The sequence below is a fragment of the Marinobacter algicola DG893 genome, assembly GCF_000170835.1.
In the GTDB taxonomy this organism is placed as follows: Bacteria; Pseudomonadota; Gammaproteobacteria; order Pseudomonadales; family Oleiphilaceae; genus Marinobacter; species Marinobacter algicola.
Genome location: NZ_ABCP01000014.1, coordinates 37,481 through 60,728, shown reverse-complemented (window position 1 = coordinate 60,728; position 23,248 = coordinate 37,481). Strand labels below are relative to the sequence as shown.

The 23,248-nt window shown below is 54.0% G+C and carries 21 protein-coding genes and 2 pseudogenes; 9 read left to right on the top strand and 14 right to left on the bottom strand.

All coding sequences use genetic code 11. The features are described 5' to 3' along the window. Nucleotides 1-5: 5 nt before the first annotated feature. The 8 genes from MDG893_RS11095 to MDG893_RS11060 form a co-directional block, all read right to left on the bottom strand. Nucleotides 6-575, bottom strand: coding sequence for a TetR/AcrR family transcriptional regulator (locus tag MDG893_RS11095; RefSeq protein ID WP_157132821.1), 570 nt, complete (start codon nt 573-575; stop codon nt 6-8). Between the two features lie 215 nt (nt 576-790). Beyond that, nucleotides 791-2,368: an aldehyde dehydrogenase (NADP(+)) gene (locus tag MDG893_RS11090; protein WP_007153876.1), complete on the bottom strand. Its 1,578-nt coding sequence runs from the start codon at nt 2,366-2,368 to the stop codon at nt 791-793. Nucleotides 2,369-2,445: 77 nt separating this feature from the next. Beyond that, on the bottom strand, nt 2,446-3,762 hold the full coding sequence (locus MDG893_RS11085; protein ID WP_007153875.1) for a TRAP transporter large permease: 1,317 nt from the start codon (nt 3,760-3,762) through the stop codon (nt 2,446-2,448). Then, the gene (locus tag MDG893_RS11080) at nt 3,755-4,285 is read right to left on the bottom strand and encodes a TRAP transporter small permease subunit (protein WP_007153874.1); all 531 of its coding nucleotides are present in this window, start codon (nt 4,283-4,285) and stop codon (nt 3,755-3,757) included. Before MDG893_RS11080 ends, MDG893_RS11085 begins: the two co-directional genes overlap by 8 nt. Before the next feature lie 125 nt (nt 4,286-4,410). Further along, nucleotides 4,411-5,469 (bottom strand): TRAP transporter substrate-binding protein DctP, encoded by a 1,059-nt coding sequence (gene dctP / locus MDG893_RS11075; RefSeq protein ID WP_007153873.1) that lies wholly within the window; start codon nt 5,467-5,469, stop codon nt 4,411-4,413. A 103-nt stretch (nt 5,470-5,572) separates the two neighbouring features. Then, a complete protein-coding gene (locus MDG893_RS11070) occupies nt 5,573-6,724 on the bottom strand; it encodes a CaiB/BaiF CoA transferase family protein (RefSeq protein ID WP_007153872.1) in 1,152 nt (383 codons plus the stop codon). Between the two features lie 24 nt (nt 6,725-6,748). Further along, entirely contained in the window at nt 6,749-7,879 is a 1,131-nt protein-coding gene (locus MDG893_RS11065; protein ID WP_167319394.1) for an iron-containing alcohol dehydrogenase, read from the bottom strand. A 13-nt stretch (nt 7,880-7,892) separates the two neighbouring features. Then, nucleotides 7,893-9,197: an acyl-CoA dehydrogenase family protein gene (locus tag MDG893_RS11060; protein WP_208855195.1), complete on the bottom strand. Its 1,305-nt coding sequence runs from the start codon at nt 9,195-9,197 to the stop codon at nt 7,893-7,895. Between the two features lie 565 nt (nt 9,198-9,762). On the opposite strand from MDG893_RS11060, the gene MDG893_RS11055 reads away from it, so the two are divergent. Together MDG893_RS11055 and MDG893_RS11050 are read left to right on the top strand one after the other, a co-directional pair. Continuing rightward, on the top strand, nt 9,763-10,128 hold the full coding sequence (locus MDG893_RS11055; protein WP_007153869.1) for a hypothetical protein: 366 nt from the start codon (nt 9,763-9,765) through the stop codon (nt 10,126-10,128). 112 nt (nt 10,129-10,240) lie between these two features. Then, the gene (locus MDG893_RS11050) at nt 10,241-10,438 is read left to right on the top strand and encodes a hypothetical protein (protein ID WP_040474524.1); all 198 of its coding nucleotides are present in this window, start codon (nt 10,241-10,243) and stop codon (nt 10,436-10,438) included. Between the two features lie 35 nt (nt 10,439-10,473). Here the strand turns inward: MDG893_RS11050 and MDG893_RS11045 are convergent. Continuing rightward, nucleotides 10,474-11,636 (bottom strand): IS3 family transposase gene (locus MDG893_RS11045; RefSeq protein ID WP_085985281.1). Its coding sequence is split into 2 segments (ribosomal slippage): nt 10,474-11,381 and nt 11,381-11,636, totalling 1,164 coding nucleotides; the frame shifts between segments, so codons are not numbered across the junction. A gap of 14 nt (nt 11,637-11,650) precedes the next feature. On the opposite strand from MDG893_RS11045, the gene MDG893_RS11035 reads away from it, so the two are divergent. The 3 genes from MDG893_RS11035 to MDG893_RS11020 all read left to right on the top strand — a co-directional run bounded on the left by MDG893_RS11035 (nt 11,651) and on the right by MDG893_RS11020 (nt 14,631). Beyond that, nucleotides 11,651-12,016 carry an LPO_1073/Vpar_1526 family protein gene (locus MDG893_RS11035; protein WP_007153868.1) on the top strand — a complete coding sequence of 122 codons (366 nt, stop codon included), beginning with the start codon at nt 11,651-11,653 and terminating at the stop codon, nt 12,014-12,016. 102 nt (nt 12,017-12,118) lie between these two features. After that, entirely contained in the window at nt 12,119-12,715 is a 597-nt protein-coding gene (locus tag MDG893_RS11030) for a hypothetical protein (RefSeq protein WP_007153867.1), read from the top strand. A 774-nt stretch (nt 12,716-13,489) separates the two neighbouring features. Beyond that, nucleotides 13,490-14,631, top strand: a protein-coding gene (locus tag MDG893_RS11020) for an IS3 family transposase (RefSeq protein ID WP_085985287.1) whose coding sequence is annotated in 2 segments (ribosomal slippage) — nt 13,490-13,751 and nt 13,751-14,631 — 1,143 coding nt in all. Because the reading frame shifts where the segments join, the coding sequence is not laid out codon by codon here. A gap of 70 nt (nt 14,632-14,701) precedes the next feature. Here the strand turns inward: MDG893_RS11020 and MDG893_RS11015 are convergent. Together MDG893_RS11015 and MDG893_RS11010 are read right to left on the bottom strand one after the other, a co-directional pair. Beyond that, nucleotides 14,702-15,490: an SDR family oxidoreductase gene (locus tag MDG893_RS11015; protein ID WP_007153862.1), complete on the bottom strand. Its 789-nt coding sequence runs from the start codon at nt 15,488-15,490 to the stop codon at nt 14,702-14,704. A gap of 42 nt (nt 15,491-15,532) precedes the next feature. After that, nucleotides 15,533-15,805 (bottom strand): iron-containing alcohol dehydrogenase, encoded by a 273-nt coding sequence (locus MDG893_RS11010; RefSeq protein ID WP_040474523.1) that lies wholly within the window; start codon nt 15,803-15,805, stop codon nt 15,533-15,535. Nucleotides 15,806-16,069: 264 nt separating this feature from the next. Between MDG893_RS11010 and MDG893_RS11005 the strand changes: the two genes are divergently transcribed. Next, the gene (locus MDG893_RS11005) at nt 16,070-16,423 is read left to right on the top strand and encodes a hypothetical protein (RefSeq protein ID WP_007153861.1); all 354 of its coding nucleotides are present in this window, start codon (nt 16,070-16,072) and stop codon (nt 16,421-16,423) included. A gap of 115 nt (nt 16,424-16,538) precedes the next feature. On the opposite strand, the pseudogene istB reads toward MDG893_RS11005, so the two are convergent. The 3 genes and pseudogenes from istB to MDG893_RS10990 all read right to left on the bottom strand — a co-directional run bounded on the left by istB (nt 16,539) and on the right by MDG893_RS10990 (nt 19,501). Then, nucleotides 16,539-17,276 (bottom strand): annotated as a pseudogene (istB, locus tag MDG893_RS11000) (IS21-like element helper ATPase IstB). A gap of 160 nt (nt 17,277-17,436) precedes the next feature. After that, nucleotides 17,437-17,639: pseudogene (locus MDG893_RS21420) on the bottom strand (IS21 family transposase); the annotation flags it as partial. A 1,085-nt stretch (nt 17,640-18,724) separates the two neighbouring features. Further along, nucleotides 18,725-19,501: an IclR family transcriptional regulator gene (locus MDG893_RS10990; protein ID WP_007153856.1), complete on the bottom strand. Its 777-nt coding sequence runs from the start codon at nt 19,499-19,501 to the stop codon at nt 18,725-18,727. A gap of 326 nt (nt 19,502-19,827) precedes the next feature. On the opposite strand from MDG893_RS10990, the gene MDG893_RS10985 reads away from it, so the two are divergent. The 3 genes from MDG893_RS10985 (at nt 19,828) to MDG893_RS10975 (ending at nt 23,183) form a co-directional block, all read left to right on the top strand. Then, nucleotides 19,828-20,733, top strand: a complete 906-nt coding sequence (locus MDG893_RS10985; RefSeq protein ID WP_007153855.1) for a TauD/TfdA dioxygenase family protein — start codon at nt 19,828-19,830, stop codon at nt 20,731-20,733. Between the two features lie 137 nt (nt 20,734-20,870). Then, the gene (locus MDG893_RS10980; RefSeq protein ID WP_007153854.1) at nt 20,871-21,935 is read left to right on the top strand and encodes a glycerol dehydrogenase; all 1,065 of its coding nucleotides are present in this window, start codon (nt 20,871-20,873) and stop codon (nt 21,933-21,935) included. 186 nt (nt 21,936-22,121) lie between these two features. Further along, nucleotides 22,122-23,183: a type 2 periplasmic-binding domain-containing protein gene (locus MDG893_RS10975; protein ID WP_040474521.1), complete on the top strand. Its 1,062-nt coding sequence runs from the start codon at nt 22,122-22,124 to the stop codon at nt 23,181-23,183. Nucleotides 23,184-23,248 lie beyond the last annotated feature (65 nt).

Sequence of the window (23,248 nt, the reverse complement as noted above, 5' to 3'; positions counted from 1 at the left end):
ATAGCTTAACCGATACCGTGCAACAACATGCGCCGCACATTTTTGACCAGATCGGGGCCGCTAATTTCAGCGCCACGCAGGTGCCACTCCAGCATCATGCCATCGTGGACCGCCACGATCATGGAGGCGAACGAGCGTGCGTCAATGTCTGACGACATCGAACCAACGGCCTGGGCCTCGCTGACCACCGCCTCGACAGCGGCGTGTACATCTCCGTATAGCTCCCTGATTGCCGCGGCGATGACATTCTCCTGGCGAGCGAATTCGATGGCTATCTGGATCATGAAGAGCAGCTCGTTGGGCCGTTCCGCGCCAAAATCAGCACCCTTGTGGATATAGCGGATGATGCGGTCCACATGGCTGCCGACAGGATTTCTCAGAGTGGCCACCAGACCATCCACAAGATCCTCACGAAGAACTTCAAACATGTGCAGGATCAGCTTTTCCTTGCTGCCAAAGTAAAAATAAACCGAGCCTTTAGTGAGGCCGGCTTTTGATGAAATAGCCTCCAGGCTGGTGGCATGGTATCCGCGTATCACAAACAATTCGAATGCAGCCTGTATCAACCGATTCATGCTGCGTTCACGAGATATTTCGTTCTTGTTAAGTTTCTTGCCCGTCTTAGTCAACTTTGTTTCCTAAATGAATTCAAACTCTCGAATAAATGGTTTCCAGCTTGCGCACAGGTTCATTCGTATATAATACAGTAAATGGAAAGTGCCGCTAAATCGTGCTTTTTATCTGCTCGGCACGCTCTAGCGGCCGGGCCCATCACCCTAGCTTGTCACATCTATGCTTCCCGCTCACCATCCAACAAGCGGTGTAGCCTATAAGGGTTTGCCTCCTTCAGGGCATGCGGGCGCAGGGCGTCGGGGAAATTCTGATAACATACAGGCCGGAGAAAGCGTCGAATAGCCGCGCTGCCTACCGATGTGGTGCGGCTATCAGAGGTGGCCGGGAAAGGCCCCCCATGAACCATGGCATGGCAGACTTCTACACCTGTCGGCCAGCCATTGACCAATATCCGGCCAACCTTCGTTTCCAATATTGGGAGTAGTGATTGCGCAGCCCCCATGTCGCCCTCATCCATGTGCAGAGTGGCTGTGAGCTGTCCTTCGAGGCTCTCGGCAACGCGCTGCATCTCCTCCAGTCCCTCACACTCGATAATCAAGGACGCGGCCCCAAAAACCTCCTGTTGCAATGTTTCATCTATGAGAAAGTCGCTGGCATGGGCGGTAAATAAACGGGGTTGGCAGGCGTTCGAGACTACGCCTTCCTCTCCACTCGCTAGACACTGGACGTTGGCATTGCCGGATAAACGCTCAATACCCTGCGTATAGGCTGCATGAATATCCGATGTCAGCATGGTCTGAGCATCCGCTTGCGCGACAGCATCCGTGGCAGCTTGTTTGAAGGCTTCAAGGGCTTTGCCACGACAGCCAATGATCAGCCCCGGGTTGGTGCAGAATTGACCTGCACCCATACTAAGGGATACTGCGAATTCCTTGGCAAGGCTACCAGTACGGGCCGCAACGGCTTCTGGCAGGATGAATACCGGGTTAATACTGCTCATTTCAGCGAACACCGGAATCGGTACGCTGCGCTGCTGCGCAATCGCTGCCAGGGCTAACCCGCCACGCCGCGATCCTGTAAAGCCAACCGCCTGGATGCAGGGGTTCGCCACCAGAGCCTGGCCGATCTCGTTACCGACACCAAACAACAATGAAAATACGCCATTCGGCATCTGACAGGCTTTGGCCGCTTGTTGGATTGCCCGGCCTACCAATTCCGATGTGCCAGGATGGCCAGGGTGGCCCTTGACCACCACCGGGCAGCCTGCTGCCAGCGCTGAAGCAGTATCGCCACCCGCTACCGAGAACGCTAGCGGGAAATTACTAGCCCCGAAAACCGCAACTGGCCCCACAGCAATGTGTCGCTGGCGCAGGTCAAGCCGCGGCATTGGCTGGCGCTCAGGCAGCGCTGGGTCCACCCTAACGTCCAGCCACTCACCGTCACGCACTACCGAGGCAAACAAACGGAGCTGACCACAGGTACGACCGCGCTCACCTTCAATCCGGCCCTTCGGTAGGCCAGTTTCAGCCATCGCTCGCTCAATCAGTCCGGGGCCGAGAGCCTCGATTTCCGTGGCAATAGTTTCGAGAAAATTGGCCCGTGCTTCCAGAGAAGTTTCGCGGTACTCACCAAAAGCCTCCAGAGCCAAGCTGCACGCTTGCTCGATATCTTTTCTACTGGCGCCCGGGAAGTCTGGCTCCAGGCGCTTTCCAGTAGCCGGGTCGACCGGTTCAAGGGCGGCTTGGTCGCCCTGGTGGCTGGTCTGACCAATCAATTGATGTCCTGATACAGTCATAATGATCTCCTTCGTATGTTCCGGTGGCTGATCGTCACCGGTGGTTGGATTATTTCCAAAGTTTTAGCTCCGGCCACTTAACCCAGCAGCACATCTGGCAACCAGGTCGCCAGCTCCGGGAATACCAGCACCACCACCAACGTTATGATCTGGAGGACGATGAACGGAATAACACCGCTGTACATATGCCGAAGGGTGATCTCCGGCGGCGCCACTGCTCGAAGATAGAATATTGACGGTGCCATTGGTGGAGTCAGATAGCTGGTTTGCAGTACCACCAGGAAGGCAATACAGAACCAAATCGGGTCAAAGCCAAGGTTCAGCACCAAAGGCATGGCAATCGGGATGACAATCAGCACCACCGAAATCAAGTCAAGGACAAAGCCCGCTACGAATGTCAGAAGCAGAATCAGCGCAATCACACCCCAGGCTGGGATACCCAGGTCATTCAGCAGGGTCTGAATTGCCAACATCCCACCTGAGGCAAAGAACACCCCCGCAAACATACTGCCGCCCAGAACGATGAGCAGGATCATTGTAGTTATTAGCAGGGTTTTCATGAGGGCGTTGCCAAACAAGGACCAGGTAAACGTGCGATAGATAGCCGATAAACCAACCGCTCCCAGCGCACCCCATGCAGCTGCCTCCGTGGGTGTAGCAATACCCATGAGGATGCTGCCGAGCACGGCGAAGATAAGTATTGATGGCGGAATTAGCGCTACTGCAGTTATTCGCAGTTTCTGCCCAAGGCTGTACTCGGGGCCGCCCTCCATAGTGCGTGGAGCCATAGCTGGCTTGGCGATGGCAACACCAACTACGTAAAGACCGAATAGCACAGCCATGATCAGGCCAGGCAACAGCAGACCGGCAAACAGCTCACCCACCGAAACATTGGCAACCGGACCCAGCACAATCACTGTGATGGAAGGCGGAATTACTGTGCCCAGCGACCCACTGGCGCACACGGTGCCGGAAATCAGCCGTTTGTCGTAGGCGTGTTTCAGCATAACCGGGACGGTTAGCAATCCAATCACGGCCTCTGTGGCGCCTACCACTCCGCTGATGGCAGCAAAGATGGCACCCATGATAATGGTGCTAAGAGCCATGCCGCCGGGAAGTCGCCATGTCCAGATATGGATAGCCTCAAGCAACTTGGATGCAATACCGCTTTTCTCCAGGAAAGCTCCCATGAAGACAAACAGGGGCACTGCGGCCAGTACCGAATTGCCCGCCACGCTGTCAATCTGGGAAATCAGCTGGAATGACGCGGCATCGCCGAACTGAATAACACCAAAGATAAACGCTGTGCAGATCATCGACAACGCAATGGGAAAACCACCCAGAAGGAAAATCAGGAGAACCGGGAACATCCAGAATCCGATATATTCAGTCATGCCACACCCCCGGCTCTTTGTCGCCCTTAATTAGAATGGCAATGGAGCGTACCAATTCGACCGCGGTTTGCGCGGTTAGTATTCCGAACCCGACAACCCAGACGGTTCGGAATGGCCAGATCACGGGATTCCAGCCTGAAGCTCCGGAGGTTTCCTGGTACTCGTAGGCCTCCAACGCATACAGAAATAACGCGTCAACAATCCAGACCAGTGCCACTAACAAAACGGTCAGACCAATCGTGTCCATCGTCGCTTTGCCTCGCGGCGGCATAATGGCATAAAAGAGATCTACGTTGACGTGTTGGCGGACCTTCAGCGCGTACGCCATGCCCAATAGAAAAATTGAGCCCATGAACATGTAGCTCATTTCGTAGGCCCAGGCTGTTGGTGAGTTCAGGATATAGCGGCTAACGACCTCATAGGTCAGCGAGCCGATCAGCGGCACGATCAGCAATGCACCGATCAGCGCAGCGGCTTTCGAAAACGCATCCACAGTTTTTCCGAGGAAGCTGAAAACTTTCATTATGCATGCCTTGTTGCTGCCGATGACCCCGACCCGGGAGCAATTTGGCTTGGGCCGGGGGCATCGTGTCTCTTTCAACGTAGGGTCTCGTGCATAGAAATAGAGGCCCGGGTAACACCCTGTTGTTACTGCTTACCGCCGATGGGAAAGCGATACTCGGGCCAGACTGCCAATTGACCCTCGAAGTCCCTCAGGGAATTAAGCACCCTGGCAAACCACTTATTGTCCTTGGCCTGCTCGTCTTCCCACTTGTTCGTGGCTTCTTCAATTGTCGCCATGAAGTCCGGATCAAGGTGCACAATTTCATTGTCACCGTCGGTCATCTCCTTGAATGCGGAGAGATCAGCATTGGCACCGGCACTCCAGCTTTCATACATGGAGAGCCTTGCCGCCGTGGCGATCGCCTGCTGGTCTTCCTCGGACAGGCCAGCCCAGACGTCCTTGTTGATTTCGCACTCAAGGACGCCTCCGGGCTGGTGCATGCCGGGTACGACCACATACTTAGCTATATCGGTGAAACCGGTCGGTTTGTTGATTTCCGGGCTGCCCCATTCAGTGGCGTCGATAACCCCTCGGTCAAGCGACGTATATACCTCGGCTCCAGGCATCACAATGGTGGAAGCACCAAGGTTTGATGCAATCTCGGCCCAGGCGCCGGAGGTGCGAAGCTTCAGACCCTTGAAGTCTTCGTGGGTCTGAACTTTCTTATTTGAGTGCAGAAAAATTTCCGTGCCAATAATCGCGCAGGGGAAAGACACCACATTGAACTCTTCATCGCGGTACTCTTGCCAAAGTTCCAAGCCACCACCCTCGTAGAGCCACATCAGATAGCCTTCCGGGGTAGGGGAACCAGCATAGCCAGCAAACAGCGCAGTGGTTCGGTCCCTGCCCCAGTCATAGGCCATCCAGTTGTGGCCAATCTCAACAACACCGCGGTTGACTGCCTCGGTGACTTTCAGCGGGTTGGAAAGCGTACCGCCCGGAAAGACATTGATTTTTATGCGTCCACCGGTAAGGTCCTCCACATTCTTGGCAAAGCCTTTAGCATCCCTCTCCAGCCAGGGACCACCGCCCCAGGGCGTGGCCATTTTCCAGGTTACTTCCTCGGCCATGGCATTACCGGCAGCAAGGGTTAGGCTGGCGGCAATAATAGCCACCTTGATAGGGTTTTTAAGCGTTTTCATTATTGAACTCCTCTCAGTCTTGCGTAATTGGCCGGTTCACCCTGACGGTGATCCGTCCAGTTCTTGTTGTTATGGGCTGTTGTGACGGCTTGGCTCTGCAGCCTCAGGGTTGACTGGGTTTAACCGGTGGCCACTCCAGCCCTGTCACGTTCGAGGTTTCAGGAACAGCTTTGTTGATCTTCGCTTCTGACAGACCTAACGCTCGGAGGACCGCATACGAATCGTCCGTGCCATCAGTAACACCCGGCATGGTCGGGGTTCGGGAATAGTGGGGAATAGCCGGAGTAGCGTAGCTGTCGCTGCCAGGAAATCGAGCCTGCACATGCGGGTGTTCGAACACCTCATCTGGCGCTAACACCGGTGAAACGCAGGCATCCCGGCCCTCGAAGTGCTTCACCCAGGCGTCCCGGGACCGGCTGGCGAATAGTCGCTCGAACTGCTCAGTCATGGCGGGCCAAGTATCCGGGCGCATGTGATCTGGCATTGGTTGCTCAAGGTTCAGCCCCCGCCACAGATTTGTGAAAAATGCGCCTTCCAAAGCCCCGACCGCTAGGTATTTGCCGTCGTTGCAGACGTAGCACCGGTAGAAAGGAGCCTCTCCGGTCAGCAGTCCTTTGCCACGAGAAGGCAGCACTGGTTTACCCCAGTCCGGATAGTGCATTGTCATCAGGGAAAGACAGCCATCTACCATGGCGACATCCAGGAACTGGCCTAGTCCCGAGCGCTCCCGCTCCAGCAGGGCTCCGAGAATAGAATAGGCAGCGTAAAGCCCGCCTGCGGCAAAGTCCGCAATAATATTCAGCGGCAGTGCTGGTGGCCCATCGAGCGGACCCATGGCACCAAGGGCGCCAGAAAGACCAACATAGTTGATGTCATGGCCTGCCTCCTGAGCGAGTGGACCATCTTGGCCGTAGCCGGTCACCGAGCAGTACACCAGTTTGGGGTTGTCTTGCCTGAGTGCGTCATAGCCGAGGCCCAGGCGATGCATAACACCAGGACGAAAACCTTCCATCAAGACGTCCGCATTGGCAGCCAACAGGCGGAAGGCATCAAGACCTTCTTCGCTTTTCAGGTCAAGGTTTATAAAACGCTTGCCACGTCGGTAGCTGTCAATTGGTAAGCCGGAGCGACCGCCGCCAACAACAATAACCTCTGCCCCCATATCCGCCAGCAACATTGAGCCGTATGGGCCTGGTGCAAGGCGAGTCAGGTCCAGTACCCGCGTGCCTTTCAGGATCGAATTCTGGCCAGTCATATCAGACTCCTCACAGTCACAACTTCAGTCCATGGTTTCTTTCAGCATGGCGAGGAAGTCCTCAGCCGACGCTGGACGCGGATTGGTGGCGGTGGAGTGGTCTTCCTTGGAAAACTGGGCCATATCCTCTAGCACATTGTCGGGCACACCCATTTCGCGAAGATTCTTTGGCATGCCAAGCTCAGCATTCAGACGCTCGAATTCAGCTGGCAGATCGGCATCGGCCGGCAGGCCCATGGCGGCCTTGAGGTGGTCGAACTTGTCACCGCAATGGCTCTGGTTAAAACGCAATACCGGGGGCAGCAATACCGCGTTCAGGGTGCCATGGTGAAGTTTAAGCTCCTTCAGGCCACCAAGAGCGTGGGACATGGAGTGCACTCCCCCCAAACCCTTCTGGAATGCCAGCGCGCCTTCCAGAGCCGCAATCATCATTTCACTGCGTGCTTCCATATCGGTTCCGTCGTTGACGGCACGAACCAGATACTTCGAAGCTCGGCGCAGGCCGTCCAGCGCAATGGCATCGGCCGGCGGATTAACCTTGGGACTCAGGTAAGTTTCAACGCAGTGTGCAATGGCATCCATCCCGGTTGCGGCGGTTAGGTTGGCCGGAAGTGAGCGTGTCAGTTCCGGGTCGCAAATGGCCAAGTCCGGGATCAGGTAAGGAGAAAGAAATCCTAGCTTGCGGCCGTCCCGCAGCGTTATCAGGGATGCCCGGCCTACTTCGCTGCCGGTACCTGCGGTGGTGGGTACTGCCACCAAGGGGACAGTTGGGCCGATTTTGGCAACGCCACCATCGATAGCCGCATATTGGCGCAGTGGCGGCTTATGGGTTGCGAGCAAAGCTACAGCCTTGGCAAGATCAATACTGGAGCCTCCTCCGATGGCAACAATACTGTCGCAATTGTTGGAACGATAAGCTTCCAGGGCCTCTTCCACCGCCACTTCAGTTGGGTTGGCAGGTGTGCCATCGTAAATAGCAACATTGTTGGGGAGCTTGGCAGTGGCCTTTGCCTTATCAAGCAGGCCGGTTGATGACATGCCGGCATCGGTGATGATCAGCGGCTTGCTTACTTTCAGGTTTGCTAGCTCATCATTCAGTGAAGCCATTGCGCCTGTGCCTAAGCGGATATTGGTCAGGTAGTTAATCTGGGCAATCATGGTTTTCGCCTTAATCTGAAAGCATGGCTTTAGCGACGATCAATTTCTGGATCTCGCTGGTTCCTTCGTATATCTGAGTAATTTTCGCATCACGCATCATGCGCTCGACGGGGAAATCGGTCAGATAACCTGCACCGCCATGGAGCTGTACGGACTCGGTGGCCACTTTCATGGCAACATTGCTGCAAAATAGCTTGGCCATAGAGGCTAGGGTGCGGGCCTCAGGCTCTTTGTTTTCAACTGCTTCACAGGAGCGATAAAGTAGTTGGCGGGAGGCTTCGATTTCGGTTGCCAGGTCGCCAATGGTGCCGCGGATCATTTGAAAGCGTGCCACTTGCTGGCCAAAAACCTCCCGCTCCTTAACGTACTTGATGGCAGCATCAAGTGCCCCTTGGGCAATACCGAGCGCCTGAGCCCCAATTAACGGCCGGGTATAGGCCAGTGAATCAGTGATGTACTGGCGGCCTTCTTTCGAGTCACCGAGGAGCCGGTAATCGTCAACCCGGCACTCTTCAAAAATTACATCGGCAGTGGGGCTGCCCCGCACACCCATCTTCGATTCCAGCTTGCCGAAGGAGAGACCGGGGTCAGATTTATGCACAGCAAACACACCAAAGCTGTTTTCACCGGTACGTGCCAGGACCGAGTACCAGTCGGAGCGGCTGGCATTGGTGATATAGCGCTTCTGGCCATTGAGCACCCACTGGCCATCCTTGTATTGGGCGCGAGTGCGAGCACCCCAGACATCAGAGCCGCCGTGAATTTCGGTCAAACAGATGGAGGCAACGGTATTGCCATTAATGGCCGGTTCCATTACCTCTTCGATCAACTGTGGCGAACCAAATGAGGCTATCGGACCAAGCCCGGCCCAGATCACCATCAGCGTTAATGATGAGGTGGCACAGACACGGGCGATTTCCTCCAAACAAATGCATTGGGCCAGTACATCCCCAGACTGACCACCAATACTTTCATCAAAGGGCAGCGCAATCAGTTGTAATTCCTTGAATGCCGCAAGTGCTTCTTCGGGAAATCGCTTCTTTTCGTCAACGTCCGCGGCATGAGGCTGAATTTTTGTTTCGGCCAGTCGCCTCACCGCCTTGCGAAACTCTTCGTAATCCTGTCGTTCAAGCATCGTTCTTTCTCCCACGTTTTTTGTTGGTAGTGAGTGCGTGTTTTGACCAATAAAACACATACTATCCGGATGGTCAATATAAATTTCGAACCAGATTGATCGCAAGCTAACTAAATTTGGCGGTATGAGGAAGGCTTTTTGAATCCCACTATGATCATAGGCCTGTCTCAGGGATTCCAAGGCTGTATTGTAAACATGACTTTGAGCCAGAGTGGATTACCGAGATCGTTTTGGGGTCGAAATGTCCAGCCTCCGTTCCGGAGATTAAAAAGTTTATCTTAGAGTTAGGCTATCCACGTTCAATTGAAGTGCTCAAGTCCTCGGCTACCTATCGGTAGAGTTTGAAGGAATCTGGACTTACCCCGATACACATGACACACCCCAGCCTCAAACGGACGCCCTTGTCAGGGTGCCTTTCATTGCTGGCATTATCCCAAAATCTGAATGTTCGCTTTGCGACCAGGACATACTCTGAACTCCGCTTAACAAAAGCGAACATTCGAGTCAGGGCTATCCTCCAGAGCCTCCAAGCTAATCACAGCGATTTCATCCAGTAAGATCGACGGAGCAAATTGCAGACGCTAAATGATTTCATGGCAGAGATGGCCATGCTCGACTAAGCTATTGTTTTATCGATTTATGTGCAGCGCGATTGATGGCTCAAAGTCAGTAATAATGATTCAGTCAAATTTCTGCAATGATAAAGCGCGCTGCCTAAATGCGGTTAGAGGCAAGGGGAAAACATATGTCGACCTACTCTCTATCACTTGATCAGTGTCGTAAGAGCCTTCGTAGTTACGATGCTGAAATCGAGGAGTTAATGGAGCTAGTCGATGGCTCATCTGCCTTGACTGCGGAGGGTATCGCGGAAGCTCGTGAACGTTTGAAGAATTTAAAAGCATGTCTTGAGCGAGATATAAAACGGCAAAACTCGGGCGTGGCCCTTACCCATCCAGAACAAGCGGTATATATGCCAGCCATTATGCAGGCAAGGGCTGACCTATTAGTGTCAGCGGCCTCACGTCCAAGTGATGAATGGTTTTCCAACCTCTATGGAGTCCAGATTACGATTCACCATGCCTTGGAGCAGTTGGAAAACTGGGAGCGATAAAGCTCTAACCATGCCAGTCACAGCAACGGTTTTTACATTGCGGCTGCGCCTCCAATTCAAAACCGCGCGTGCTGAGCGGCGTTAGGGTTTTTCTCGGATATTGGAAAATAAAGTGCTTGATTACATCAAAGAGAACGCTACATGGATTTTTTCTGGGATTGGCGTCACCGCGCTGACGGTGCTGTTTTTCTTCCTGCGTGGGCTTTTCAAAAAAGAACATCCTCAAAAGCAGAAAGTGAGTGGATCGTCGGTGGGTATTCAAGCGGGACGGGACGCTAATGTGGTAACAAAAAAGAAGGGCGCACGGTGAGCACAAAGCAAGATCAATCCGTTAGCGTGTAGTGGTCAACTAATCCCGGACAGTATTTTAAGGTTTTCCTCAGCGGCAACGGGCGAAATGCCGTCGTTGAATACGTGAGGTCGCTGCCGGTTGTAGTAGTCCATCAGATAGCCACCCACATCTTTTTTGGCCTCGGGCAGGTTCCGATATCCGAGAGCCGGTATCCATTCAGATTTCAGGCTCCGGAACAGTCTTTCCATCGGTGCGTTGTCCCAGCAGTTCCCACGTCGGCTCATGCTTTGTGTCATTCGATAGCGCCAGAGCGTCTGACGGAACTTACGGCTGGCATACTGACTTCCTTGATCTGAGTGGAACATGACCTTTTCTGGTTGACCACGCTGTTCCCAGGCGTGATCCAGCGCTTTGACCACCAAATCGGCATCGGGACTGGATGACATCGCCCAACCAACGACGCGTCGGGCATACAAATCCAGGACGACAGCCAGATAGCTCCACCGCTGGCCGCTCCATACATAGGTGATGTCACCACACCACGCCTGATTCGGCCGATCTACCGTAAACTCACGAGCCAGATGGTTCGGGATATCCGGTCGCTCAACAGTCGCCTGCTTGTAGGCGTGAGGACCCGGCTGCTTACAGATCAGCCCCAGCTCACTCATCAATCGTCGAACCTTGAAGCGCCCGATGACAACGCCGTCGTCATTGAGCATGCCCTTGATCGTTCTACTGCCGGCAGAGCTACGACTCTTGGTGAATAGACGGTTTACCTGAGTCTTCAGGGCCAGACGCTCAACATCCACGTGCTTCCGCCGTTGGCGGTACTCGTAATAGCTGGAACGGCCGATATCAAACGCATTGCAGACCATTTCAACAGGCATTTGCTCACTCAACTGGTCTATCAGCGCGTACGATTCATGTCGTCCGACATCAAGAGAGCGGTAGCCTTTTTTAGTATGTCTTTCTCCTGTTCAAGGCGCTTGCAGCGGGCTTCCAGCTCCTGAATACGGCGCTGCTCCGGGGTTAACGCCTTGCCCTTCGGGGTGACACCGTCACGCTCCTCGGTCAGCTGGTTAACCCAGCGCCGGATAGCGCTTTCACCAATTCCCAGGGACACGCTCGCCTGGGGAATCGTGTAACCCTGGTCCAGCACCAGGCTGGCTGCTTCCTGTTTGAACTCAGGAGAAAAAGAACGTCGCTTTCTGGTCATCAGACACCTCGTTTATGGTGGCGATATTACCACCTACGTTGGTGTCCGGAATCATTGAACCACTACAGTTGGAAGTGGTTCGGCCAGGGCTGACCCTGTCTGAGCCAAATCAGGAGTATCTAGCGAGCGTAGGGGCGCTGGAGATAAACCGAGTTGCTAGTGCGAATCAGTATGTTAGCTCCATGCAACAAAACTACCCGTTTTTCCCCAAGAATACGGCAAATTTGTCTGAAGAAGCACCGGCATTAGGAGGTCTGATAGAGGCTTTTGAAAATACTGGAGCAGCCATGGTATTCCTTACCTCTGTAGGGAAAGTGATAGGGATGCTTGCGCTGGAAAAAGCTTTGGGAAAAGTGGACTTAACTGTCTGGATTCACTGAAATTACCCTAACCAAACGGTCAACCGGACCGCTTTTCCGCTGCGCCTTTGGCTCCGGTCCAAAGCGGCCCGTCACCTAAGCGTTATGCCTAGAGATGGAAAGATGGAAACGCCCCATATTGCTGTTATGTACACTGATGAGGTCCCTACAGAGGTAATATCTGAATTTCGGGAGCAAGTCGAAGCAGAGCACTTGGCATTGGCGATACATCAACGTCCGTCTGATGGCGTTTATGCTATTCCAGAATGGTTTTACCCAACGGCCCTTGCTGTATTCATTGGGCAGGCGTATTTCACCGCCTTTCTTGGTGAGATGGGTAAAGACCATTACAACTTGCTGAAGGCCGGGCTAAAAAAATTATGGCAAAAGGCGGTTGGGCCGTCAGCGCCAAAGGTGTACGCGTTTGGTAGCAAGGGTAAGGTCTCTAAAGATCAGCCATATTCCCTTTATTTTGCTATTCATGCAGAAGCTGGCGATGGATTCAGTTTCAAGTTGCTGATCCAGAAAGGGCTCTCGGAGGCTAAATACATGGAATTGGTTGAGGGGTTCCTTTCGTTTCTGGAAGGCCACTACCAAGGAAATACCTGCCAAGAATTTGTTGAAAAAGGCCAATCAATTCAAGTCGTTGGAAAAACCATATTGTTAACATATAACTTTGACTCCGAAGCTATCGAGCACGTGGATCCAATTTCTAGATAGTCCGAGAATTGGGCATAACCAAGGGCTGCAGCGGACCGCTTTTCCGATGCGGTGCGCCTCCAAATCGGCCGCTGACCCAAGGCGTTATGCCTGGCTGAGTAATTCGCGGCATCGTCTAGGGAATGGGAGTCCTTTTCCATTAGGGTGGTTAGTCTAGGTTGTTCTCAACATTTGGGTCAGGATTCGATACTGGTGTCTTGATCCCGTTTATGACTCGGATGTGGTAATTGGGATAGCGACCGCTCTCAATTTGCTTCACTAACTGGGATCGAGTCATGTCGGCACCGGTGCAATTATCGTGAAATTTTTCATTGCGCCCTGTGGTGGTTTCAACCGTTACCTTGATTCGTTTTCTGGCCATAATCAGTTTCTCAACTGTCCGCGCGCCGGATTGGATGCTCAAATATTGTACAATAATAGCTGTTTTTATGTACAGTATTTTTCGGCCAAGAGGTTGAAAGGCACAACTAGTAGTTGTAGTTCGTTCCGGCCTGATGGCCGCCACCGGACGCCCCTAAACAAAAGCGTTATGCTCCGAGGAGTACATGCAATGTACGTGTTTGAGATCATAACTCCTGGAACATGGCTCGCAAGTGAGGACCGGGATTGGTCGTGGAAAATCGGAAATCTGCTGCAATCACTTAAATCACAGTACTTTGAGGCAAATCTTGCACTGAACTTGTTTACGGAAGCCAGATGACCCTGACCCAGAATTCTTAACCGTTTAAAGCTGGAAAATCCGGCATGATAGACCCTGAGAAAGGAGATCATGTCATGAAGCGATCCCGTTACACCGAAGAGCAGATTGCCTTCGCCCTGAAGCAGGCGGAGTTGGGAACGCCGGTCCCGGAAGTGTGCCGGAAGATGGGTATTTCCGACGCCACGTTTTACGCCTGGCGCAAGAAGTTTGGAGGGCTAGGACCTTCCGAACTCAGGCGCTTGAAGCAGCTTGAGGAAGAGAACCAGCGCCTGAAGCGAGTGGTGGCGGACCTGAGCTTGGACAAGGCCATGCTTCAGGACGTGCTGTCAAAAAAGATCTGAGACCGCCTCGCAAGCGTCAGCTGGTCGATGATCTCCAGAAGCGATTCGGAGTCAGCCAGCGGCAGGCTTGTGCGGTCTTGGGGCTCTCCAGAGCCTCCTACCACTACAAATCGGTGGCTCGTGACGCCTCTGCGCTATCTATGCGGATCCAAGAGATCACTCAGGTACGGATCCACTATGGCTACCGTCGCGTCCATGTGTTGTTGCAACGTGAAGGATGGCAGGACAACCACAAACGCGTGTATCGATTGTACCGTGAGCAGGGCCTGTCTCTGCGCTTGAAACGGCCCAGACGGAACAAAGCCGCGAAGAACAGACAACCCGTGTCTCAGGGAGAGTTTCCCAATCATATCTGGGGCATGGACTTTGTCTCGGATGCCCTGTTTGACGGCCGCCGGCTTCGGTTGCTGACCATCATTGATCTGTTCACCAGGGAGTGTCTTGGCATCATCGTCGGACAGAGCCTGAAAGGCGAAGACGTCAAAGAAGCATTAACGCGGATTGCTCGTTTTCGGGGCCATCCGAAAATACTGAAAGCAGACAACGGCTCCGAATTCGCCGGCAAGGTCATGGACCGGTGGGCCTATGAGAGACAGATAGAAATTGATTTCTCCCGGCCCGGAAAGCCCACCGACAATGCGACGGTGGAGTCGTTCAACGGCAGACTCCGCCAGGAATGCTTGAACGAGAATTGGTTTCTGTCACTGACAGATGCCGAGCAGAAGATTGAGGCTTGGAGAACGTTCTATAATCAAGTCAGACCCCACTCCGCATTGGGGTGGTCGACACCCTCCGACTACGCCCGAAAACACGCTGTTTCAGGTCGTTTGAAGCAGCAATTAGAGCCGGATTTTTCTGGCAATGAGCGGTACTAAAACGGGGTCAGGGTCAGATAGACCTATCCTTCCTTGCAGTAGCAACTGTAAAATTTGACACGCAAATTGATCAATAAGCTCCCGGATAACTGCCGCCGTCTAGGAGTATATTCTGGCCGGTCATGTAACCAGCCTGTGCGCTGCAAAGGAAAGCGCAGAATGCACCGAATTCTTCGGCGGTACCGAAGCGCTGCGACGGAACACTTCGACGAAACGAATCGCGGACATCCTCGTAGCTCCGTCCAGACGATTGTGCGATCCCCTTTTGGGTACTCCTTAATCGATCGGTATCGAAAGAGCCTGGCAATAAATTATTGATGGTCACATTTCGTCCAACAAGCTGCGGCTGACGAGATAAACCAGCAATGAAACCAGTCAGTCCACTACGGGCTCCATTGGATAGTCCCAAAATATCGATGGGTGCCTTGACGGCTGCTGAGGTGATATTAATTACCCGGCCAAAGCCACGTGACGCCATCGCATCAACCGTCGCTTTGATGAGTTCAATAGGTGTCACCATATTAACGTCGATAGCATCTAACCAGTCCTGACGTGACCAATCTCGAAAGTCCCCAGGGGGAGGTCCACCTGCATTTGTGATTAGGATATCTATCTGCGGACAGGCTTCTAGCGCCGCTTGGCGGGTCTCTACTAGTGCAATATCTCCAGCTACTGTGTAAATACTGGCAGCTGGATTCAAGTGGCGCAGGTGTGCCGCCGTTTCTTCTAACGCTTTAGATGAACGCGCGTTGATTACGACATTCGCACCTTCCATTACCAGAGCCTCGGCACACCCCTTACCGAGACCTTTACTCGCGGCACAGACCAATGCCCAACGCCCTGTAATTCCTAACTCCATTTTTGGCTCCTGATTCGCTGCAGATCAACTTAAAGGGATTGTTCAAGCATCCACTGATAATCCTCTGCACTCGCGATATTGAGCAGCTGCCTGCTGAACGGCGGCTTCATTGGGATTGGGAGGCGTTTGATCATATGCCGCTGCATAAGGATCACGCAGGTTTTTCAGTACTTGATCAACAATTCCCGCTGCCCTGACACCCGCGTCAGTTACCACCATCGGATGCCGAATACTGAGGCGATCGCACTCTAGCTGCAGCAACGAGGAAGCCCCAAAATCAAACTGGACATGAGTCACGTAATTGATTAATGCCATTTAAGTGCCTTAGTAAGTGCTTTTGAAATTGTTATTGTTTTTAAGTATTAACTTAATTTTGCGCTACTAGCAACCCTGTCTCGAAGCTGCATTGGCTACAGTGGGCCTGAAAATCTCCTCCGTTATATTTTACTAATATATTTTTTCTATAAGCGCCAAAATTGCACTAAGGAAGCGCTGATCAAATCGTGATTCACTGAGGCAACGATTCTCCAGTACGCCGATCTCGATGTTCCACGGGAGTCTATCCGGGCTAAAAGCTCGTTGCAGACTGCAGTTCATCTTGAGTCATTTGATCAGGAAAGGCCGACGGCGTCTAACGGCTCCAAGCAGGACAGCCTGATCACGATTCTGGTCCAGATGGGAATTGGAGAGGACATCGCCCCCGCTGTTGCAGAGCAGGCTCTGGCGGAGCGGCCAAATGATGACTTATTCGCGTTGGTAGCTCATATAAATGACTTGGGAGAGAGGGCGCCGGCCGCCCCACCACCGAAGAATCATTCTCGGACAAAAGAAAAACCAGCGCCGGTGTATCTGGAGGATGACCTGCGTGTGATCAGGGATGACGATCCTGAAAAAAGCTACCAAAGCTTGAAAACAAGGGGTGTGGTTATTTAGCTCTCGTCTTACCTATGAGGTTTGCGTATTCCGGCGAACGTGACCGGTCATTCCGGGGATCGTGACCGATTTGCACACGGCCATCACGCTGGAGTCGGTTTTGTACTCTGAGCGGTCACGATGGGTCAACCGACTCCGCGTTTTGTGCTTTCGCTTTTCGCAGTGATTCTCCCTTCAGATTGAGTCGATGAGCGCCGTGCAGGAGCCGGTCCAGGATGGCGTCGGCAAGCGTGGCGGAGCCGATGTAGTCCTGCCGGTGTTCGGTTGGTAACTGGCTGGCGATGAGCGTTGAGCCTCGCCCGTGTCGGTATTCGATCACTTCCATCAGATCTTGTCGTTGTTGCGCGGTCACCGTCTACATGCTCCAGTCGTCCAGGATCAGCAGGTCGGTCTTCAGCAACTGGTTCATCAGCCGCGCGTAGCTGCCATCGCCATGGGCGATGCGCAGTTGTTCGAACAGGCGCGGCACTCGCAGGTAGCGCACCGAGAGGCCCTGACGGCAGGCCTGATTGCCCACGGCGCACGCCAGCCAGGTCTTACCGCACCCGGTGGGCCCGGTAATGCACAGGTTCAGGGATTGGCGGATCCAGTCACAGTTGGCCAGCCCTGCCATACGGGAGCGCTCCAGCCCTCTCGGGTGGCGGTAATCGATGTCTTCCACGCAAGCCGGCACCCGTAACCGTGCCGCTTTGAGCAGTCCCTCCAGTCGTCGATTTTCCCGGTGCAGCACCTCCCGGTCTATCAGTAACGCCAGGTCGTGGGTCTCAGGCTGTGCTCGTTGTTGTTCCAGGGCATCGCACATCCCCGTCAGTTTGAGTTGGCGTAGGGTGTCGAGGGTGTTTTGAGTCAACATCAGTTTCTCCGGGGTCAGTGGTAGTAGCGGGGGCCGCGAACGTTGGTGTGAACGGGCAGATCGGCCAGTTCCGACTCCTCCTCGGCTAGGGGTAACGGGAGCTGATCCAGCCCCTGCTTCAGGATCAAAGTGATGCTCTGGTAGCTGGCCGAGTTGATGGACAGCGCCCGGGCACAGGCCTGCTCCAGCCGATCACGACTGTATCGTCGGCTTAGGTTCAACAGCCCCAGGCATGATCGGTAACCATGCTCCGGATGAGGACGATCCTTGAGCTGTCGCTGCACCACTGTTAGTGGCGGGGCCAATGTCCGTAGCCCAGTTCAGGAACCGTCCCGGTGACCAGTTCTGATGGGCCTGGTGGGAGTAGTCGGGCTCAGCAAAGAGAGATGGGGGTGTCTTGGCCGGGAACAGCTGGGCTTCCAGCCGAGCTTCGTCCGTGCCTTCCGGTAACGGCCAGGTGATGCCCTGAGCGGTGGCCAAGCTGACGTACTTGCCAACCACCCCCTTGGAGAGTCCGCAGGCACGGGCAATGCGCTCATGACTCAGGCCCGCTTCGTATTTGAGGCGCAAGACCTCGAGATCTGTCGCATGGAAATCCTCGCTGCCGGCATCCGCCCTTCCTCGTGATGAAAAAGAAACGGATATGCCGGATAAAGTTGAAGAATTCCAGCGTGTTGGCAGTGATTCCGGAGGAACGTGACCGGGGATTCAGGCATCGTGACCAGAGACTCCGGAAAATCACCCGAGATCGGTCACGATAAAACGGAATCAGTGGTCACGATCGCCCGGAACAGGCGGTCACGTTCAAATGGAATGGGCGGTCACGATGGGCCGGAATATGCAAGGTTGCAAGACCGATCTCCGGCATGCGGATTTCAAACAGTGCATGGAAGCCCCTCATCCATTGCTCATCTGTCTAGAGCGCAGGATTTAGGCTATCTTCCTTGAAAGGTATGGCTTCTACCATTGAAGCACTCAGGCATAGAGAAACAGTATGGGGTCTTCCGAGAACAAGCTCAGACCAGCCGCTTTTTCCAGTCTTGTAAGTGCCACTAACTCCACACCTGTTTCCAACCACCAGAGTTCGCCACACTGATTCCTGCCTGTTCATCCCAGGAGGAATCCCATGGAAAGACAACCCCGACCTGCACCAGTTCTGGCAGAAGGCGCTGTCTGACTGACGCGTTTCTGGCTTATCCTGCACAGCTTACTGCAAACAACAGTCGCTCGTTTACGAGAAACTGGAAGCACTGTTGTCCTTGAACGTGGATTTGCCCGCTTCAAAAAAGTGGCTCAATACCGCTGAGGCAAGTGGGTCGATTTACCGGCGCTACCGCCAGCGGTGCACAACTACATGCTGGCGGAGCAGTGCCAGAAGGAGCCGCATAAGGTTACCTCGCTGGTGTTCGCCGCGGGATGCGTTTTATTGCATCTGATCGGTATCGCCACTATAGGCTTTTCGAGATGGTATCGACGGTTGCGCGGATCGCGGTTTGGAAGAGCTTGGTATCGATGGAATCATAGCGATACTTGGGCACGCTGACACTGACACACCCGATTGGTTGGCCCTCGCAATCAAGAATAGCGGCTCCGAAGCACCGAATGTCCAGTTCGTTCTCTTCCCAGTCGAGCGAATAACCTCGCTGTTGGGTCTGAGTGAGTTCGTCCCGGAGCTGATCGAGATTGGTAATGGTGTGTTCCGTGCGCCGGGTCAGTTGTAGTTGCGCGAGAATATTTTCCCGTACCGCGGAATCGAGGGCCGCAAGATAGGCCTTGCCAACGGACGTCGAGTGCAGATTCACTCGCGTACCGATGCGCGAAATCATGCGTACATTCTGCGGGCTCTCAAGTTTATCGACGTAGACCATTTCCAATCCGCTGGGAACCGCGAGGTGCACGGTCTCGCCGGTGGTATCGCGAAGCGCAGCGACGTGCCGATGCGCTATGCTTCGCAGATCGTGTTCATCCCGGGCGCGGGCGGCCAGGCTGATCAATCGCGTACCCAATTTGAACGTGCCGCGGTCCCCGTTTTCCGTTACCAGCTCTTCGTTAATTAGCGCTGAAAGGAGGCGATAGAGTGTTGGTCGCGGGTACGGCACTACATTCATTAATCCGGTTATATCGATATTCGGCGAGTCGGCGATCGCCTGCAACACGTTCATGAACTTGGAAAATGACGCTGTCCCCTGGACTTGGGGCTTAGATTGCTTGCTAACTTCTGACATTTCATCTCCTAGGTTAGCCGTCTGCGATTGGGCGGGACTGACTGGAACGCAGCATCACCCGCCAATCAGCATATCATTGGACAGATACGCTACTGCAATTGCCCCGCCCCCCAGAGCTTCGGTAACTACTCTCTGCTTGGCTTGCCAGCATGTGCATCAAATTCCAACCTTGCTGTGTTGACTCGGAATCGGAAGAATGCTTTATACTAGCACGTCCACAAAGTGGATCAAAGACCACATTGTGGATTAGTCCAGACCACTCGCTTTTCTTTGAATCGAGTGATGTTGTCGCGGACCTGAGACTCTTTTATACGATGGAGAACCCGATGGCTATAAGCATCTATCCAATTACCCAAAACTTCGCAGCCGAGGTGGGTGACGTGGACCTGTCAAAGCCTCTTTCTGCGGATGATAGCGAGGCAATCAAAGAGGCATTCTGGAGATACGCTGTACTGGTTTTTCCAGGGCAAAGTCTGACCCCTGAGCAGCATATCGCTTTTGCCAAGGAATTCGGACCGTTAGAGGGTGAAAATCCAACGATCGCGTCATATCGCAATCGCGACGTGACGACGAAATCCCATAGCTCCGAACTAGCAGATGTGTCCAATCTCAGTCCCAAAAACGAAGTGTGGACCAGCGGCAGTCGCGCACGAATGTTCCACCTAGGTAATCAATTATGGCACACCGATAGCTCCTTCCATCACGTGCCTGCGCGGGCCTCGCTATTGTATGCCCGCGAGATCGCACCGATTGGCGGGCACACCGAGTTTGCCGATGAGCGCGCAGCTTACGATGCGTTACCGGAGGCAATGAAACGGCGTATCGAGGGCCTCATTGCCGAGCATTCGATATTCCACTCCAGGGCCAAGATCGGATACACCGATTTCCCCGAGGAGGAACGTCGAGCCTTACCGCCGGCCTTGCATGTCCTGGTTCGCACAATTCCTGAGAGTCATCGCAGGTCGCTCTATCTCGCGGCTCATATAACACGAATTGTCGAGATATCCGATGCGGAGAGCCAGTCCCTCCTGGATGAGCTGACCGAGCACGCCACCCAGCGACAGTTTGTCTATACCCACCGTTGGCGCCAACACGACCTGGTGATGTGGGATAACCGCTGCACCATGCACCGGGGCAAGGACTTCGATGATCTGCGCTGGAGACGCGACCTGAAACGGGCCACGGTTTCCGACGTCGCCAATTCGGTAGAGGTAGCCGAGGCGCAGCGTTAGACGCGAGGCAACTTTACTGCGCCAGAATGGCGCGTCACAACACTTTACGCCAATGGGCTCGATCAGTTGTGGCCCCGTGGCGTGGTATTGATGAGGCGGGCGTCAAGCCCCCAATGGAGTAAGCTGTGTCTGAAACTATGAAAATACTAGGGGCTCCCGGTCTGTATGTACAGGGCCCCGGCGCCATCGGGCGTATCGGTGATATTGTCGCAAGCCTAGGCACGCGAGCGCTGCTAATCGCCGATACCCATGTCGAGCGAATGGTTGCGCCGCGGCTTGCCGAGCAACTGGCAGCCGTGGGCGTGGCGTTCAGTTCCGCAGCGCTCGCTGGGGAGGTCACACCGGGCAACATTGCGAAGCTGGCGGTTGAACACCGTGCGGATGTGGTTATCGCGGCGGGGGGTGGAAAGGGCGTGGATGCCGGGAAGGCGGTCAGTCGTGAGTTGGGGGCGCGGTTGGTAACGCTACCGACCGCGGCCTCGAACGATGGCCCTACAAGCCGGGTCTTCATTTTTTATGACGATAATCACAAGCTGCTGTCCGCCGAGCGCATTCCACGCAATCCCGACGCGGTGATCGTGGACACTCAAATCCTTGCAGGTGCACCGCGCCACTTACTCGTTTCAGGTATTGGCGATGCCTTGGTCAAGCGGTACGAGGCGGCACAGTGTGTTGGCGCTGGCGGTCTTAACATGTTTGGTGGCCGCGCCACCGTTGCGTCCGTTAGCTTGGCCAATGTCTGCGAGCAAGTGCTACGGGAGCATGCCGTTAATGCCTTGGCCGTTGCTGGCAGCGGCGAGCCAGACGAGGCCTTTGAGAAAGTCATCGAAGCTTGCATCTTACTCGCCGGGCTGGGATTCGAAGGCAGCGGTCTTTCCATCGCCCATGCCATGACACGCGGGTTGAGCGCCGTGCCGGCGACGGCGGAAGCGTTGCACGGCCGACAGGTAGCCTATGCTCTGCTGGTTCAATTCGTTTTGGAAAATCGATCGCACTCCTTCATGGGCGACCAATTCGCCTTCTATGCAGCGGTTGGATTGCCGGCCAGTCTCGCTGAGCTGGGCCTGAGCCAGCCCGACACCGATGAGCTGCGCACGATCGCAAAGCATACTCATGCGGCGCCGCATACACGCAATTTCGAGCGTCCTCTAACTGAAGATGATCTTATCTACGCTATGCGTCGCCTGGAACGCATGCATTAATCATATACCTATGGAGGGGGCTTAGAGGTTCGGGCCGTATTGACACCCTGAAAAGCAAGTGCTAGATTTATCCATATTGTGGATATACAGCCACAATATGGATAAAATGTTCAATGAAGATACCTATACCGCCACCTTTTTTAAACAACAAAGATAAATTTAGCAGAGAAGGGAAGGAACATGAGAATGCTTAAATTCGGTATGTCATTTGTTATTACTTCATTGGTCGCAGTCTTTGTGGCTACCCCTACTAGTGCCATCGCGGCTGACGTGAATTGGAAAATGGCCACGCCTTGGAGTGGAGGCCCCTGGCTTGAACGAGACGTCAAGGGCTATGCCAAACGGGTAGCTGAACTTACCGAAGGACGGGTCGACATCACGGTTTATCCTGGAGGGACTCTCTATAGCCCTTTGAAGGTAACAGAAGGGGTCCAAAAAGGTGTTGCGGAGATAGGAAATAACTGGATGGGCTATGACTGGGGCATCGACAAGACCGGCGTGCTCTTCGCCGGCTACGCCGGAGGCCTGACACCCGAAGGTTATATGCTGTGGATGTACAAGGGTGGTGGCCTCGAACTTTGGCAGCAATGGCGTCAAGAAGAGTTCGACGTGATCTCTTATCCTTGCGCGATTTTGGGTACCGACATTTTTTTGCACTCGACCAAAAGAATCCAAACGCTGGAAGACTTCCAAGGCCTTAAACTGCGCACCGCCGGTGCTTGGGCCGATATTGCGTCTCGCCTGGGTGCTTCTACGGTCGTGATGTCGGGTGGAGAAGTATACAGTGCGCTGGAGCGCGGCATAATCCAGGCTGCCGAGTTGGGGACACCGGAAATCAACCTCCCCACTGGCCTTCAGGATATTGCCCAGTACGTGATTGTTCCGGGCATTCAGAACCCAGGTGGTTTGCTGGAATGTCAGGTGAACAAAGAAGCCTGGAGCGAACTCTCCGAGCACGATCAGAAAATGTTGAAGCTGGCCGGAAAACTGAGCGTGTTTGAGAGCTGGCTGGATAGTTCCGCGGCTGACTTGGATGCTTTCCGCGAATTGCAGGAGGGGCCGAACGAGATTGTAGAACTGGAGCAGTCCTTCATCGATGAGGCGGCGCGAGTGACTCGGGAATGGGCAGAGGAACAGGCGACCGGAGATCCCTGGTTCAAGGAAGTTCTGGAATCCCAGACAGATTTCAAGAACAAGCTCAAGACATGGAGCGAGTACCGTTTGCCTATCGGAAGTCTGGCGGATTAGTCGAAAAATTGTGCCGCTCCCTAACAAATCGAGGGGGCGGCAGGTTTTTAATGCTGGCGGATGGC